Origin of the sequence: Thauera sp. 2A1, from assembly GCF_009469595.2 — a bacterium.
Classification (GTDB): domain Bacteria; phylum Pseudomonadota; class Gammaproteobacteria; order Burkholderiales; family Rhodocyclaceae; genus Thauera.
This window is the reverse complement of the sequence record NZ_SSXV01000140.1, coordinates 1-1,009: the sequence shown is the minus strand read 5'-3', so window position 1 is coordinate 1,009 and position 1,009 is coordinate 1. Positions and strand designations below refer to the sequence as shown.

At 47.2% G+C, this 1,009-nt stretch carries 1 protein-coding gene; it reads left to right on the top strand.

Translation table 11 applies throughout. From position 1 onward, the window contains the following. Positions 1 to 933 (top strand): IS1380-like element ISBf11 family transposase (locus GH664_RS24075; protein ID WP_153170329.1); only part of this gene is annotated, 933 nt, incomplete at its 5' end. Positions 934 to 1,009: the final 76 nt, after the last annotated feature.

Here is a 1,009-nt window from a genome sequence, read left to right as displayed (position 1 = left end):
AAGCTGAATACACTGCTCCTGAATTGCCTATTGTCCACAGGGCAGCTGAAAGAGGGCGAGGGGTATGACGTTGACTTCGACCACCAGTTCATAGAGGCTGAGAAGTTTGATGCGAAGCCTACATACAAGAAGTTCCTTGGTTATCGCCCTGGCGTGGCAGTTATTGGCGACTTGATTGTCGGCATTGAGAACAGCGACGGCAACACAAATGTCCGTTTCCACCAGAAGGACACGCTGAAGAGGTTCTTTGAAAGGTTTGAACAGAACAAGCTTATTATCAACCGTTTCAGAGCTGATTGCGGCTCGTGTTCTGAAGAGATAGTGGAAGAGATTGCTAAACACTGCAAGACCTTCTATATCCGTGCCAACCGATGCAGTTCGCTCTACAATGACATCTTTGCCCTCAGAGGTTGGAAGAAAGTGAAATTGGGCGGTATTGAGTTTGAGCTGGCCTCCATTCTCATCGAGAAATGGAAAGGGAAGGCATACCGTCTTGTGATTCAAAGACAGAAGCGGATAGACGGCGAACTCGACCTGTGGGAAGGAGAATACACCTACCGCTGCATCCTTACAAATGACTACGAGTCTTCCGAGAAAGAGATTGTCGAATTCTATAACCTCCGTGGAGGGAAGGAACGCATCTTCGATGACATGAATAACGGATTCGGCTGGAACAGGCTTCCAAAATCCTTCATGGGAGAAAACACGGTGTTTCTTCTGCTTACGGCACTCATACGCAACTTCTATAAATTCATCATGGCGAGGCTTGACGTGAAGAGGTTCGGACTCAAAGCAACAAGCCGCATCAAGGCGTTTGTCTTCAAGTTCATCTCTGTGCCAGCAAAATGGGTCAGGACATCAAGGCAGTATGTGCTGAATATCTATTCATGCAACAACGCTTATGCTGATGTGTTCCAGAATGACTTTGGATAACACCGGCAACTTATGGTCGTGATTTTGCGTATTGCCTCAAGTCGCATGGTGGGGTTAGGGGGGTTTATATGTCTTT